The sequence below is a fragment of the Bradyrhizobium arachidis genome, assembly GCF_024758505.1.
GTDB lineage: Bacteria > Pseudomonadota > Alphaproteobacteria > Rhizobiales > Xanthobacteraceae > Bradyrhizobium > Bradyrhizobium manausense_C.
In genome coordinates, this window is sequence record NZ_CP077970.1 from 4,453,020 (window position 1) to 4,467,454 (window position 14,435).

The 14,435-nt window shown below is 63.2% G+C and carries 16 protein-coding genes; 8 read left to right on the forward strand and 8 right to left on the reverse strand.

What is annotated here, in order from left to right; all coding sequences use genetic code 11:
• Positions 1-8: 8 nt before the first annotated feature.
• Both KUF59_RS20465 and KUF59_RS20470 read right to left on the reverse strand, forming a co-directional pair.
• A complete protein-coding gene (locus KUF59_RS20465; RefSeq protein WP_212459368.1) occupies positions 9-1,349 on the reverse strand; it encodes an RtcB family protein in 1,341 nt (446 codons plus the stop codon).
• A 122-nt stretch (positions 1,350-1,471) separates the two neighbouring features.
• Complete coding sequence (locus KUF59_RS20470) at positions 1,472-2,797, reverse strand: TROVE domain-containing protein (protein ID WP_258769905.1); 1,326 nt, start codon at positions 2,795-2,797, stop codon at positions 1,472-1,474.
• 1,225 nt (positions 2,798-4,022) lie between these two features.
• On the opposite strand from KUF59_RS20470, the gene KUF59_RS20475 reads away from it, so the two are divergent.
• Complete coding sequence (locus KUF59_RS20475) at positions 4,023-4,682, forward strand: DUF429 domain-containing protein (RefSeq protein ID WP_212459370.1); 660 nt, start codon at positions 4,023-4,025, stop codon at positions 4,680-4,682.
• 101 nt (positions 4,683-4,783) lie between these two features.
• Positions 4,784-4,930, forward strand: coding sequence for a hypothetical protein (locus tag KUF59_RS20480; protein WP_212459371.1), 147 nt, complete (start codon positions 4,784-4,786; stop codon positions 4,928-4,930).
• Between the two features lie 8 nt (positions 4,931-4,938).
• Here KUF59_RS20480 and KUF59_RS20485 read toward each other — a convergent pair whose 3' ends face one another.
• On the reverse strand, positions 4,939-5,790 hold the full coding sequence (locus KUF59_RS20485; RefSeq protein ID WP_212459372.1) for an SDR family oxidoreductase: 852 nt from the start codon (positions 5,788-5,790) through the stop codon (positions 4,939-4,941).
• Between the two features lie 70 nt (positions 5,791-5,860).
• Between KUF59_RS20485 and KUF59_RS20490 the strand changes: the two genes are divergently transcribed.
• Complete coding sequence (locus KUF59_RS20490; RefSeq protein WP_212459373.1) at positions 5,861-6,571, forward strand: glutathione S-transferase family protein; 711 nt, start codon at positions 5,861-5,863, stop codon at positions 6,569-6,571.
• 4 nt (positions 6,572-6,575) lie between these two features.
• On the opposite strand, the gene KUF59_RS20495 is transcribed toward KUF59_RS20490, so the two are convergent.
• The 4 genes from KUF59_RS20495 to KUF59_RS20510 all read right to left on the reverse strand — a co-directional run bounded on the left by KUF59_RS20495 (position 6,576) and on the right by KUF59_RS20510 (position 9,217).
• Positions 6,576-7,358, reverse strand: a complete 783-nt coding sequence (locus KUF59_RS20495; RefSeq protein ID WP_212459374.1) for a sulfite exporter TauE/SafE family protein — start codon at positions 7,356-7,358, stop codon at positions 6,576-6,578.
• Positions 7,359-7,361: 3 nt separating this feature from the next.
• The gene (locus tag KUF59_RS20500; RefSeq protein WP_212459375.1) at positions 7,362-7,994 is read right to left on the reverse strand and encodes a TetR/AcrR family transcriptional regulator; all 633 of its coding nucleotides are present in this window, start codon (positions 7,992-7,994) and stop codon (positions 7,362-7,364) included.
• 131 nt (positions 7,995-8,125) lie between these two features.
• Positions 8,126-8,833: an alpha/beta fold hydrolase gene (locus tag KUF59_RS20505; protein WP_212459376.1), complete on the reverse strand. Its 708-nt coding sequence runs from the start codon at positions 8,831-8,833 to the stop codon at positions 8,126-8,128.
• Between the two features lie 12 nt (positions 8,834-8,845).
• On the reverse strand, positions 8,846-9,217 hold the full coding sequence (locus KUF59_RS20510; RefSeq protein ID WP_212459377.1) for a tRNA-binding protein: 372 nt from the start codon (positions 9,215-9,217) through the stop codon (positions 8,846-8,848).
• 123 nt (positions 9,218-9,340) lie between these two features.
• Between KUF59_RS20510 and KUF59_RS20515 the strand changes: the two genes are divergently transcribed.
• Entirely contained in the window at positions 9,341-9,706 is a 366-nt protein-coding gene (locus KUF59_RS20515) for an ArsC family reductase (protein ID WP_212459378.1), read from the forward strand.
• Positions 9,707-9,714: 8 nt separating this feature from the next.
• Here KUF59_RS20515 and KUF59_RS20520 read toward each other — a convergent pair whose 3' ends face one another.
• Positions 9,715-10,398 carry a PAS domain-containing protein gene (locus KUF59_RS20520; protein ID WP_212459628.1) on the reverse strand — a complete coding sequence of 228 codons (684 nt, stop codon included), beginning with the start codon at positions 10,396-10,398 and terminating at the stop codon, positions 9,715-9,717.
• Between the two features lie 315 nt (positions 10,399-10,713).
• Between KUF59_RS20520 and KUF59_RS20525 the strand changes: the two genes are divergently transcribed.
• The 4 genes from KUF59_RS20525 to KUF59_RS20540 all read left to right on the forward strand — a co-directional run bounded on the left by KUF59_RS20525 (position 10,714) and on the right by KUF59_RS20540 (position 14,435).
• Positions 10,714-11,469 (forward strand): ABC transporter ATP-binding protein, encoded by a 756-nt coding sequence (locus tag KUF59_RS20525; RefSeq protein WP_212459379.1) that lies wholly within the window; start codon positions 10,714-10,716, stop codon positions 11,467-11,469.
• Positions 11,462-12,214 carry an ABC transporter ATP-binding protein gene (locus tag KUF59_RS20530; RefSeq protein ID WP_212459380.1) on the forward strand — a complete coding sequence of 251 codons (753 nt, stop codon included), beginning with the start codon at positions 11,462-11,464 and terminating at the stop codon, positions 12,212-12,214. The genes KUF59_RS20525 and KUF59_RS20530 overlap by 8 nt, the downstream gene beginning before the upstream one ends.
• A 69-nt stretch (positions 12,215-12,283) precedes the next feature.
• Entirely contained in the window at positions 12,284-13,504 is a 1,221-nt protein-coding gene (locus KUF59_RS20535) for an ABC transporter substrate-binding protein (RefSeq protein WP_212459381.1), read from the forward strand.
• Positions 13,505-13,571: 67 nt separating this feature from the next.
• A complete protein-coding gene (locus KUF59_RS20540; RefSeq protein ID WP_212459382.1) occupies positions 13,572-14,435 on the forward strand; it encodes a branched-chain amino acid ABC transporter permease in 864 nt (287 codons plus the stop codon).

Here is a 14,435-nt window from a genome sequence, read left to right on the forward strand (position 1 = left end):
TGCTTGTGTCAATCCTTCCACGGATCGAATTCGCCTTCGCCGGCCATGGCGACGGCGAACGGCCGCAGCGTGTGCAGCACCTTCACCGTGCCGGCGTGCTGCGCGAGCACGTCCGGCAAACGGCGATAAGCCATCGGGCTTTCGTCGAGGTCGGCACCGATCAGGGTAACGCCGCGCTCGTTCAGCCAGCGATCCATCTCGGTACGCGTGAAGCGGCGCTTCGCCTCCTTGCGCCCGAACAGGCGGCCGGCGCCGTGCACGGTCGAATAGAGCGAAGCCTTCGCCTCGGGGCTGTCGACGCCTTCGAGGATCACGGCGTCGTCGCCCATGGAGCCGCCGACAAACCCCTTCTGGCCGGGGAAGGCTGGCGTCGCGCCCTTGCGCACCACCCACAAATCGCGCCCGTCGTGGGTCTCACGCCAGGCATAGTTGTGGTGGTTGTGCACTGATACGGTCACGCTGCCGCCGATGATCTGGCGGACGCGCTCCACCACCCATTCGCGGCCCGCATAGGCATAACGCCCGGCGAGCTGCATCGCCGCGATGTAGCGGCGACCGAGTTCGGAATCCTCGTCGACGACGGCGGGCGGAACGTTCATGCCGTCCTTGCCGCCGGCGGCCTTGAGGTAACGCGTCGCGGACGTATGCCCGAGACCGCGGCTTCCGAAGTGGACGCCGATCCAGACAAAACCTTCCTCGTCGCGCATCAGATCGACATAGTGGTTGCCGGATCCGACCGTGCCGAGCTGGCTCACGGCCTTCTGCCGATAGACCTCCATGTCGCTCTCGCGCCAGGCATCGCCGTCGTCGAACAGTGCGTGCTCGGCACGCTCGGCATTGGCCCGGCCGACGCCGAAGGAGATCGTCTTCGCGACGTCGCGGATGATCGTGGGCACGAGGCCTGCGATGTCCGCAAAGCGCGTGTCGAGGCGCGCGGCCATGTTGCCGCAGCCGATGTCGAAGCCGACGCCGGAGATGCTGATCTGCTTCTCATAGGCGATGACCCCGCCAACCGGCTGCGCATAGCCGAGATGGCCGTCGGCGCAGATCACGCCGGACACGACGTTGCCGACCGCCATGCAGTTGCGCATCTGCGCGACGGTCGCATCCTCGTGCTGGCCGAAGATCTTGAGCGGCGCGTTCTTGAATCGCTCCTCCCGCGGACGAAGGTTCGCGATCTCGTTCGCGGCCGCGCTGGCTTCGCGGGCCAGTTGCTCCTTCCGCGCGGCGTCCCGGTAGAGACACCAGGCGGGCTGGCCGCGTCCTTCGCCGACGCGCGCATCCGGATCGACGCCGGCGGCGAGGCACAGCTCGCGGGCACGTTCCTGGTAGGGATCGGGTCGTCGCATGATCTTGTTTCCTGCTTCACACCCGCACGGCATCGTAGCCGATCCGCGCGGGATCTTTCCAAAAGATTGAAAAATCCCGGGCGCGGTGTCCCGCGCCCGGGGTCGTTGGTATGTATGCCGCATCAGTGCAACGTCGTTTCCGACGCCGCGATCCACGCGACCACGGCCTCCGAGAAGCCGCTGACGCGGGTCCAGGCGCCGTGGCCGACGCCGTGCTGATACGAGGCCACGTTCACGATGGTGCCGCGCGCCTTGGGCTCGGGCACCTGGTCGTGGCTCTGCTCGTCGGTGAAGACGATCAGGCGGTCGTCCTTGCGGTCGATCTCAGCAACCGCCTTGCCGAGATACGTCCCGCCATGGGGCTGCGAGTTGACGATCGCGTCCCGTAGCGCGAAGCCGCGGCGGGGAGGGACCTTCACCACCTTGTTGCTGAAGGTGAAGATCTCGACCTCGTCGCAGATTTCGCGGGCCAGGATTGCTAGACCGCACGCGGCCTCCGCGCGCGTCATTTCCGACTGCGCGGAGAGGGTTGCGAACATCGAGCCCGACACGTCGATCAGGAGCCGGGTGCGGCCGGGAAGCCGCACATGGTCCTTGACCGACTTGAGCATCGCAGCTTCGAGTTCGGGCTCGAAGTCCGGCGCATAGCGCGCCGCCGTGATGAAGCGATAGGGCAGGATACGATCCGTCCGCATCGCCTCGATCGCGTCCGCGATCGTCTCGCGCGGCACCTCCGCCTTCTGCATCAGGCGCAGGTTGCGCAGCAGCGCCATGCCGCCGAGCTTGCGCTCGGCGATCAGGCGCTCAAAGGTGTCGCGCTTGCCCTTGCCGGCCGAGAGCGAGACCTCCCAGGTGTCGGGGGAGGCGAGCTCGCCGTCGACGAGCTGCTTCCACACCTTCTCCTGCTCGGCGTCCTTCGGCTTGGCGTGAACCAGGAACAGCACGTCCCTGATCCGAACCGCGCCGTCGCGGTCGTACTTCGCGAGCTGATAGGCATCGAACTTCGTCACGGCACGCGCGAGGCCCTTCTTGATCTGCGCCGAGACGGGCTGACGCTTGCGCTGCTGCATCGGGCCGAGCGCATCGGCCCAATAGATCGCAAGCAGCTCGGTCATTTCGTCGGGACGCTGGATCACCTGGGCCAGCGTGTCGGCAACGAGGGCACGATGCTTCTCGCTGCGCGCCATCTCGCGGACCACGAGCAGGGGTGCGTGCCTGAGCTTCATGACCTCGCGCGCCTCGATCGCCATCTGCGCGACGCGCGCAGTGGCGACCTTGGGCACGAGCGCCTTGATGCGATCGGCGATCGCAACGCCGTCCTCGTAGAACTGGTCCTCCCAGAGGAGGCAGTTCATCAGTGCGCGCCTCAGCTCCATCTCGGGCGTGAAGCGCTTTGCGCGCGCGCCCTCACGCGTGAAGGCGCGAACGATCTTGTTGAGCCTGACCATGACGGCCTCCTCTCACTTGATGATGGGTTGAAAAACAGGTGCCGGGGAACAGGCGAGGCTGTACTGCCCTCGCGGGCATTCACATGCTCTACCACTGAGCTACGGACGAGATGTCCGGGAGGACTCGAACCTCCGACCTTGCGATTACGAAGTAACAGCACTCTTCACCACCGGCGGCTAAGGACGCGATCCGGGAACGGGCGATTGCTGAGATCCAGCCGGCGTGAGCCGGCCGGAAAGCGCTCTAGTCCACTGAGCTACCGGTGCATGGGACACCGGGCGGGATTCGAACCCGCGACCTCTCGCGTTGCAGGCGAAGTAACAGCGATCTTCACCACGGATCGTGATTGATTTGGCGGGGAACGGACGATGCTGTTGCCGCTCCGAAGAGCATACTCAGCCACGGCATTTCTGCCGGCGGGGTTCGAACCCGCGACTCCGGGCCAAGGTAACGGTCCGGCGCTTCTACCGAAGTAACAGCTATCTTCACCACCGCCGTGCCGCTGCCTTGGCGTTGACCTTGGCATCGACAAATAAGTGTACGCTGGGGAACGGGCGATATCGGCTTTCAGTGACAGCAACACAGGTGCAGTCCTTACGGACGGATCCTGCGCCGGGCCGCGTGCAAACCTTCGCGGGTCCGCATCCCGGTGCGTGAGTCACAGGCGGGAGGCATACCCGCTTTGCCTGGCGCGAAGTATCCGAAATCTTCACCACCAGCGTCGGTTGAGCCGCTAATGCGGCAAACCGTATCAATGAAATCTGTCGCGGCGCTCTCGACGCGCCGCAATTCGCGAACTCTCAAGAGTTCGCTCTGCCATCGGTATCCGGCTCATCGCCTCGTTCCCTCCGGCAGGCCCCGCGCGCTTGGGCACGCGCCTCTCGAGCGCGAGCCCCGGGATCCGGGTCTCCCGTTCCGGCAATCTGCCGGGCAATTCGATTGGGCCACGCGGAGGCAACAAAAAACCCTCCGGAGCGGCTGGCTCGGGAGGGTCCGTGAGAAGCGGACTTGTCGATCTTGCGTATCAGGCAAGATCGCTCCCATGAGCCGGGCATGCGCTATCGATCGGCCGTAGGCCGTTCGACAGTCGTGCAATTCTTTCGTAGCGGTAGTGCATGGCTCGGTTCATGTTCGTCACGCGCGAACGGAAGTGTTCGCGAGGGCGCGGGACATACGCCCGCGCTTTGCGGATGTCAAGCACAGGTTGAAAGCGAAGAGAACGCGATGCCGAACTATCTCGGCCTGGATGGATTTCGTTTCGGCTGGGTTGCGGCCTGGATCGACGATCGCGGCGATCACGGATTTGACTATTCGCCGGGTCTCACGCGCCTGCTCGCGATGGCGCACAAGCGTGCAATGATCGACATGCCGATCGGGCTGGAGACGAGCGGCTACCGCACCTGCGATATGCGTGCGCGTGAACTGATCGGCCCCGCCGTTTTCCTCGGCGCGCGCCGCGACCTCTGGACGTTTCCGGACATGGCGACGGCAAACCGGCACTACTGGCAAAACGGCGACAAGGGCGTGTCGAGCCAGCTCTGGAATATCAGGGACAAGATCAGGGAGGTCGACGACGTCATGACGCCGGAGCGCCAGGAGACAATCGGGGAAGCGCATCCGGAATTGATCTTCTGGAATCTCGCAGGTGAGCAGAAACTCGAGCCAAAGACGTCGGCGGCCGGACGCGAGCAGCGTCTCAAGCTGCTTGAGGCGCGCGGTTTCGCCAAGGTCCGGGAGTGGCTGACGCTGCGCCACGGTACCGGTATCGGCCGCGACGATCTGATCGACGCCTGTGCCTGTGCGGTCGCCGCGCGCGACAGCACGAAGCGCGTCGGCGGCGACGAGATCGATCCGCGGGGATTGCGGATGGAGATCAATTACTAGGCCGGGAAAAATCGGCAGTATTTCGGGCGCGAATAGGAACTGCACCTGCAAAGCCGCGTTTGATCCTTGCACTGCGAGGATGGTGTTGAGGGACAAACGCTATGAACGACGCCAGCCAGTTGGCGACGGCAATGATCGCGCTCACGTTCACGGCCATGCTGCTGATCACGGGACAATGGTTCGTGGACTACCGGCTGCAGCATGAGGCGAGAGCTCCGCTCACCGCGATGACGACACTGCCGCCGTAGCAGCCGTTTCACCCGCCGCGAAAATAATCCGGCTTGCCCGTCGTCCAGGTCTCGCCCCAGAGCTGGCCGCCGCCGTCGACGGTGAGCGTCTCCCCGGTGATGAATTTTCCTGACGGCGCGGCGAGATAGACGCAGGCTTCCGCGATGTCGAATGCTGAACCGGCGCGCATCATCGGATTGGAGCGCGGATAGGCGGCACGCGCCTCGCTCGTATAGACGTTCCAGCCCTCGGTCTCGATCGCACCCGGCGCTACGCAATTGACGCGGATGTCGAGCGGGGCCCATTCGACGGCGACGGCGCGCGACAGGCCGATCACGCCGGAACGCGCGGCGATCGAATGCGCGATTCCGTAAAGCCCGTGGGTCGTGACGACAACGATGTTGACGATCGCGCCGGGATGCTTTGCATCGCGCCAGCGCTGCGCCGCCGCCTGCATCATGTACCAGGTCCCGTTCAGATTGGTGTCGATGACGGCGTTCCAGCCCTTCACCGAAAAGTCGATGGCGGCTTGCGGAAACTGGCCGCCGGCGCTGTTGACGAGGCAATCGACGCGGCCATGTTCGCCCCACACCGCAGCGAACAGCGCCTTCACTGCATCGGGATCGCGGATATCGGCGACATGCGCGGAGGCCTTGTCGCCAAGCCGGGCCGCGAGCGCATCGAGCTTGGCCTGGTCGCGACCGACGAGGACGACATGGGCGCCGAGCCGGGCAAACAGGAGCGCAATCGCCCGTCCGATGCCGCCGGCGCCGCCGGAGACGATCGCCACCTGATCCTTCAGCGTATCCGCCGCATAGACGGTCGGATGCGTTGCGAGTTCGTCGTCGCTCAGGCCCACCTTGGTTTGTTGTTCATCCACGCGCGCGGCCTTGTGTCGTCCTTCAATCCACCTAGATTAGACGCTTGCCAATAACGAAGCCAAGGTCCTGATGCCCGATCTCTCCGCCTTTCCCGTCACCAAGCGCTGGCCAGCCAAGAACCCCGAAGTCCTTCAGCTCTATTCGCTACCGACGCCGAACGGCGTCAAGGTCTCGATCATGCTGGAAGAGATTGGATTGCCTTACGAGGTCCATCTCGTCGATTTCGGCAAGGACGACCAGAAGACGCCAGAATTCCTGTCGCTCAATCCGAACGGCAAGATCCCGGCGATCCTCGATCCGATCGGCCCCGGCGGCAAGCCGCTGCCGCTGTTCGAGTCCGGCGCGATCCTGCAATATCTCGCGGAGAAGACCGGCAAGCTTCTGCCGCAGGACGCGGCGCGGCGCTGGCAGGCCATCCAGTGGGTGCACTTCCAGATGGGCGGCATCGGGCCGATGTTCGGCCAGGTCGGCTTCTTCCACAAATTCGCCGGCAAGGATTTTGAGGACAAGCGGCCGCTCAAGCGCTACGTCGACGAGTCCAAACGGCTGCTCGGCGTGCTCGAAACGCACCTTGCGGGCCGGCAGTGGGTCATGGATGACGAGTACACCATCGCCGACATTTCCATGCTCGGCTGGGTGCGCAATCTCATCGGCTTCTACGGCGCGCGCGATCTCGTCGCGTTCGATCAGTTCAAGGACGTCGCCGCATGGCTGGAGCGCGGGTTGGCGCGTCCGGCGGTGCAGCGCGGGTTGAACATTCCGAAGCGGCCGGGAGGGTAGGGGATCAGCTCAGCGCCTTGGCGGCCATGTAGAGCGTCATCAGCGAGACGAGCCCGATCATGATCCGGCGCAGCACCGATTTGCTGACGCCATTGGCCATGCGTGCGCCGAGATCAGTCCCGATCCAAAGGCCGGCAAGAATGCCGATGATGGCCGGCCAGCCCACCATGAGCCCCTTGCTCCAGTAGATCCAGGCCGCCGGAATATTGGTCGGGATGACCGAGAAGATGAGGCTGACGAGTTGTGCCTGATGTTGCGGCACGCGCAGGCCCGCGGCGAGACCAACCGTGATCGCGAGCCCGCCGCCGATCCCCATGAAGCCGGAGGAAAAGCCGGCAAGCGTGCCGATGAGAAACAGGGGAAGCCAGGGCAGTTCGCCGGGATCGCGGGCCTCGTGACTACCGTCCTTGCGTTCGCGACGCAGAAGCAGTGCTGCGATCAGAGCAACGAGATAGACGACATAAGTCCATTGCAGGACCTGGTCGGACACGGCCGCGGCGGCATAGCCACCGCCCGCGCCACCGACAAGAAATCCGATGCCGATCCAGACAATCCATTGCAGCGGGCTGCGGTTACCGCTCTGCCAGTAGCGGCGCACGCCGGCGAGACCCGTCGGAGGCACCTGCGCGATCAGCGACGTGCCCTGGGCGACATGTTGTTCCGCGCCGAGCAGCAATACGCAGAAGATGACGAGGCCGCCGCCCGGGCTTGTGCCCATCAAGCCCGATGTCAGCCCTCCGACGAGACCGACGCCGGCACCCGCAAGAAGTTCTGGGATCGCGGACATCGCTCACGTCCTGGTTCGTCGCCTGACGTCCGGCTTCGTCGTGCGAAATCCTTCGATCACGCCGTCGACGGCCACCATGCAGGCTTCAATGTCAAAATCCTCGCCCCAGCTTTTTTGCAGGACAAATCCCTGGAACATCGCGATCAGGATCCGGGCGATCGCGTCCGCGCTGACATCGCGCTTGAACAAGCCGTCGTGCTGGGCGCGTTCGATCAGGGCGACGATGACGGCGCGCGGCATGTCGATGCCTTCGACGACGCTGGCACGAACACGGCGGTTGCGCAGGGCTTCGGCCCAGCCGTGGATGCCGACGCGCCGGCGCGCTTCGCCCGCGGGATCGGTCAGCCACTGGGCGTAGACGCCGACCAGTGCGCGAAGTCCCTCCAGCGGATCGCGCGCGCCTTGCACTACCGAATTGAGCACGGCCTCGCGGCGGTGCCGGTCGTCGGCGAGCGCCTCGATCAGGTCGTCCTTGCTCTGGAAGTAGAGATAGACCGCGCCATGGCTCAGACCCGACCGCTTCACGATGTCGGCCATGCCGGTCTGGTGAAAACCGTCTTTGGAGAAGCAGGCTAAGGCCGCCTCGAGGATCTGCTGGCGGCGGCTCTCGCGCTTCTGGTCGCTGATCTTGGGCATTCAAGACGCCTCTTAAATAGCTGACATATCGATAGTTTTTCTTGAGCGACGGGAAGGTCTGAATAATAAAACTGACTGATCAGTCTTTTTTAGTGATATGTTGGCCCGGCGTCAAGTCAGCCGGCGGCCGTTCAATGCAGCAGATCGTCCCGCAGCCAGCGGCAGAGCGCAGCCGACGTCTCGGCCGGCCGTTCCATTGGCGCCATGTGGCCGGCGTTCTCGATGATCGCCAGCTTGGTCCCCGGAATCAGCGCGGCGATTTCCTCATGCTGGGCGAGCGGGCTCCATTGGTCCTGACGGCCGACCAGCGCCAATGTCGGGCATGCGATGTCGCGAAGGAATCCGCGCGGGTCGGGCCGATTGAGCAGCGCCTGGATCTGGCGCTCATGCTGTTCGGGCGTCGCGCGCATGACCATCGACCTCATGCTCGCCAAAAGCACCTGGTCGTCCTTTCGTGCGGGATCGAGCATGCCGGGCAGCCAGCGATCCGCGAGCGCGCCCATGCCGCTGTCATAGGCGAGCCGGACGAGCTCGGCGCGCTTCTCGACTTCACCTTCGCGCCTGACGTGGATGCCCGTGTTGAGAAGCCCGAGGCCGACGATACGCTCCTTGCCCTGGCGCACCATTTCGAGCGCGACGCGACCGCCCATGGAATGGCCGATGGCAACGAGCGGCCCTGCGATTTCGCTCAATGCCTTCGCGGCCATCGCTTCGATCGAGGATTCCTTGGAAAAATCGGCAACCGCGACTGTTGCGAGATGCGCAAGGTCAACGTGCTGCCCGGCCCAGACCTGCGCATCGCAGAGCAGGCCCGGCAAAAGTGCGATCGTCGGTCTCACGCGCATCATCCCTTAGAACAGCCGCCCGCCGTTCGGCACCGGCTTGCTTGGCTGCACCAGCACGACCTTGCCGTTGGCGTCGGGGAAGCCGAGCGTCAGCACCTCCGACACGACCGGCCCGATCTGGCGCGGCGGAAAATTCACGACGGCGGCGACCTGTTGTCCCACCAGGGTTTCAAGCGGGTGGTTTTCCGTGATCTGCACCGAGCACTTGCGCACGCCGATCGCGGCGCCAAAATCGATCCACAGCCGCCACGCCGGCTTGCGCGCCTCCGGGAACGGCTTTGCATCGACGATCGTGCCGACACGGATATCGACGGCGAGAAACTGGTTGAAGTCGATGGTCGGGGCGGCACCAGCCGCGGGATCATGGGTGACGTGCATGGATGTCAGTCTCGCGAATTCACAACATGTTCTCGGCGAATATTGTGGGGCGAACCGGAGTTTCGTACAACGCCTTATCCGGCCCTAGCCGCATGCGCGAGGAACGACCCTTTGGAGCGACCCTTGGCCACCACCATCTACGGCATCAAGAACTGCGACACCATGAAGAAGGCGCGCGCCTGGCTCGATACGCATGGCGTGGCCTACGATTTCCACGATTACAAGGCGGCCGGCGTGGAGAAGGACAAGCTCAAGCAGTGGAGCGACAAGCTCGGCTGGGAGACGCTGCTCAATCGCGCTGGCACCACGTTCAAGAAGTTGCCCGACGCCGACAAGGAAGGTCTCAACGAGAAGAAGGCGCTGGCGTTAATGCTGGCGCAGCCGTCCATGATCAAGCGGCCGGTGCTCGAGGTCGGCGCCAAGCTGCTGGTCGGCTTCAAACCGGATATCTACGCCAAGGAAGTCGGCGGCAAGGCGGGCAAGAGCTAGTTCAGTAGCTAGTTCAGCTCGATGATCTCGGTTGGAAGGCCTGCAACGCTCGGTTCGGCGAATTCGATCACGTCGGCGGCGTCGATGCGGCCGGGCGAGCGATGGAAGAGATCGCGATCAATCACCGCGCGCAGCTTCGGCCGCGGCACCGCGTCATTTCCGCGCATCAGATTCTTGATCTCGAAGCCGCCGTCCTCGCAAAAGGTCTTGAGCGAGGCGATGACATGGCTGACCCTGTCGTCGGTCACGAACGGAAGCAGCAGCCGTTCATAGGCGACGACGCGTCCGTAGATATCATCGACGTCGGCAACGGTGTAGGCGGGAAGTCCGCGCGCCACGCACTGGTGGTAGATGGGCATGACGAAGGGCGCGAGCCTCGCGCCGAGATAGTCTTCGAGCAATGCGCCCTTGCCGGTATGGCCGTACGCGCGCGAGATGCGCGATCCCTCGCTCTGAATGACCAGGCGTGGCGGCGTGGTGGACATGTCCACCGTAAAATAGATGAGATCGGACAGCTCTTCCTCGAGCCGCGCCGGTTGGTACTCCCAGATCGCCGGCACCTTTTTATCGCGCGCATAAAGTCGCAGCCACGTGTTGAGGAGATCACGCTGCCTGATCGATTTGACAATCGAGGGTGTGGCGCTGTCGAAATCCAAAACAAAATTCCCGGCGAATAAAAACGCGCGCATCATCGTTGCTGCGGGAAAATTTTCTATGAAGGCTGGCGTTGCCTGCGAAAGACCGTTAACGACAGCTTGATGACCGACGCTTTGCGGATCGTCAGCGGGGCAGACGCAAATTCTGACGTCTTCGACTAAGGGCGCATTCGCGCGGTGGACGGCAGTTTGCCTTGCGCAGCTTTCCACCTTGCCTAACCCCCGTCACCTCCGGCATATTCTGCCGCAGGAGGCGGCGTTCCGGGACAGGCTATAAGGGCCACCGGAAAGCCGAGAGCAATAAGGAAAGCCGCGCGCGACCGCGGGTCGTGCGAGCAGGGGGAAATTTGTTTGGCTGATGAGTTCATTCTCGAAACGGAAGGCCTGACCAAGGAATTTGCGGGATTTTTCGCCGTCCGCGACGTCGCGCTCAAGGTCCGCCGTGGGAGCATTCACGCGTTGATCGGCCCGAACGGGGCCGGAAAGACGACCTGCTTCAATCTGTTGACCAAGTTCCTGAAACCGTCTGCCGGCAAGATCCTGTACAAAGGTCAGGACATCACCGCGATGGCACCAGCCGACGTCGCGCGCATGGGACTGGTTCGCTCGTTCCAGATTTCAGCGGTATTTCCGCATCTCACGGCGCTGGAGAATGTCCGCGTCGCGCTCCAGCGTCAGCATGGCTCTTCGTTCGACTTCTGGCGCTCCAAGTCCGTTCTCAACCGCTTCAACGCCCGCGCGCTGGAATTGTTGAACGACGTCGGCCTCAGCGAGTTTGCCAATACACCCGCGGTCGAAATGCCCTATGGGCGCAAGCGTGCGCTCGAGATCGCGACCACGCTGGCGCTCGATCCGGAGATGATGCTGCTCGACGAACCGATGGCCGGCATGGGTCACGAGGACATCGACAAGATCGCCGCCCTCATCAAGCGCATTTCGGCGAAGTACACGATCCTCATGGTCGAACATAACTTAAGCGTTGTGGCCAATCTCTCCGACATCATCACCGTGCTGACGCGCGGGCAGGTCCTGGCGCAAGGCAACTACGCCGACCTCTCCAAGGACGAGCGCGTCAAGGAAGCCTATTTGGGAGCCGGTCATGCCTGAGACTGCGATCGCCGAAGCGCCGGCGACAAGGGCCGGCTCGACGGGCGGCACCATCCTCGAAGTCCGCAACCTGGAAGCCTGGTACGGCGAGTCCCACATCCTTCACGGGATCAATTTCGACGTGAAGGCGGGCGAGGTCGTGACGCTGCTCGGGCGCAACGGCGCCGGCAAGACGACTACGCTGAAGTCGGTGATGGGCATCATCGGCAAGCGCACCGGCTCGGTGAAGTTCAACAACCAGGACATCATCCGCGCGACCTCCGACAGGATCGCGCGCATGGGCATCGCCTTCTGTCCCGAGGAGCGCGGCATTTTCGCAAGCCTCGACGTGCGCGAGAACCTTTTGCTGCCGCCGACGGTGCGGGCCGGGGGATTGTCGCTCGACCAGATCTTCGAACTGTTCCCGAACCTGAAGGAACGCCTCAACAGCCAGGGCACAAAACTCTCCGGCGGCGAGCAGCAGATGCTGGCAATCGCGCGCATCCTGCGCACCGGCGCGAGCTTCTTGATGCTCGACGAGCCGACCGAAGGACTTGCGCCCGTCATCATCCAGCAGATCGGCCACACCATTGCGCGGCTCAAGAAGGAAGGTTTCACGATCCTTCTGGTCGAACAAAACTTCCGCTTCGCGTCCACCGTTGCGGATCGCTATTACGTTGTCGAGCACGGCAAGATCATCGACGGATTTTCAAATTCGGAGTTGGCGGCCAACATGAACAAGCTGCACACCTATCTCGGTGTGTGAGCCCGTGCAGGCCGCCTGAAGAACAACTACTGAAGAACAACTACTAAAGAGATATTGGGGAAGCGGATCATGAAGCACAGCATTTCGGCCATGTTGCTTGGCACTGCCTTGATGTTTGGAATGGCAGGCGGCGCAATCGCGCAGGACAAGAACATCAAGATCGGCGTGCTCACCGACAATTCAGGTCTCTATGCCGACCTCGGCGGTCCGGGCTCGACCGTCGCCGCGCAGATGGCGATCGAGGATTCCGGGCTTGCGGCAAAAGGCTGGAAGCTCGATCTGATTTCGGCCGACCATCAGAACAAGCCGGACATCGGCACCACGATTGCGCGACAATGGATCGACGTCGAGAAGGTCGACATCTTCATGGACGTGCTGAACTCCGGCGTGGCGCTGGCTGTCAACAACGTCGTGAAGGAGAAAAACTCCGTCATGATCAATACGGGTGCGGCGACGTCCGACCTCACCAACGCGCAATGCTCGCCGAACACGGTTCACTGGGTCTACGACACCTACATGCTGGCCAACAGCACCGGGCAGGCGCTGGTGAAGGCCGGCGGCGACACCTGGTACTTCCTGACCGCCGACTACGCCTTCGGTCACGCGCTCGAGCGCGACACCGCCGCGGTCGTGGTGAAATCGGGCGGCAAGGTGATCGGCACTGTCAGGCATCCGCTCAACACCGCCGACTTCTCCTCGTTCCTGCTGCAGGCGCAGGCGTCGAAGGCCAAGATCATCGGCATGGCGAATGCCGGCGGCGACACCACCAACACCATCAAGCAGGCGGCGGAATTCGGCATCGTCTCGGGCGGCCAGAAGCTTGCGGGCCTGCTCCTCTTCATCACCGACGTGCACGCGCTCGGCCTGAAGGTGGCGCAGGGGCTGAACTTCACCGAGACCTTCTACTGGGACATGAACGACGGCACCCGCGCCTTCTCCAAGCGCTTCTCCGAGCGCATGAAGAACAAGGCGATGCCCTCGATGGTGCAGGCCGGCGTATATTCGGGCCTCTTGCACTACTTCAAGACGCTGGAGGCAATGGGCGGCAATCCGCATGACGGTGGCAAGGTCGTCGCCAAGATGAAGGAATTGCCGACGGACGACGCGCTGTTCGGCCAGGGCACGATCCGCGCCGACGGCCGCAAGCTGCATCCCGCCTACCTCTTCGAGGTCAAGAAGCCGGAGGAGTCGAAGGGGCCGTGGGACTATTACAAGCTGATCGGGACCACTCCGGGAGACCAGGCGTTCCGGCCGCTCTCGGAAAGCGCCTGTGCGCTGGTGAAGAAGTAAGATCAGCCGCGCCTTAAGGCGCGGCCTAGTGGAAATGACATAACGAGACCGGGTACGAGATCGATCGATGCAGGCTCTCTACGCACAGTTACTTGTGGGACTGATCAACGGCTCGTTCTACGCGCTGCTAAGTCTCGGGCTTGCCGTGATCTTCGGCATGCTCAACATCATCAACTTCGCTCACGGCGCGCTCTACATGATGGGCGCGTTCGTCGCGTACTTCCTGTTGAACCTTGGCGGCATCAACTACTGGTGGGCGCTTCTGATCGCACCTGTTATCGTCGGCATCTTCGGCATGATCCTGGAGCGGACCATGCTGCAATGGCTGACCGGGCTCGATCATCTCTACGGCCTCTTGCTCACCTTCGGCATCGCGCTGATCGTGCAAGGCCTCTTCCAGAACTACTTTGGCTCCTCGGGTCTGCCCTATGCCATTCCCGACGAACTGAAGGGCGGCATGAATCTCGGCTTCATGTTCCTGCCGATCTATCGCGGCTGGGTCGTCATCTTCTCGCTGGTGGTGTGCCTTGCCACCTGGTTCCTGATCGAGAAGACCCGGCTCGGTGCTTACTTGCGCGCCGCGACCGAGAACCCGACGCTGGTGCGTGCCTTCGGCATCAATGTGCCGCGCATGATCACGCTGACCTACGGCCTCGGCGTCGGCCTTGCGGCGCTCGCCGGCGTGCTGTCCGCGCCGATCAACCAGGTGCGGCCGCTGATGGGCGCCGATCTCATCATCGTGGTATTCGCGGTGGTCGTGATCGGCGGCATGGGATCGATCATGGGCTCGATCATCACCGGCTTTGCGCTCGGCGTGATCGAAGGCCTGACCAAGTATTTTTACCCGGAAGCCTCCAACACCGTCGTGTTCGTGCTGATGGTGCTGGTGCTGCTTGTGAAGCCAACCGGACTGACGGGAAGGGCGGCCTGA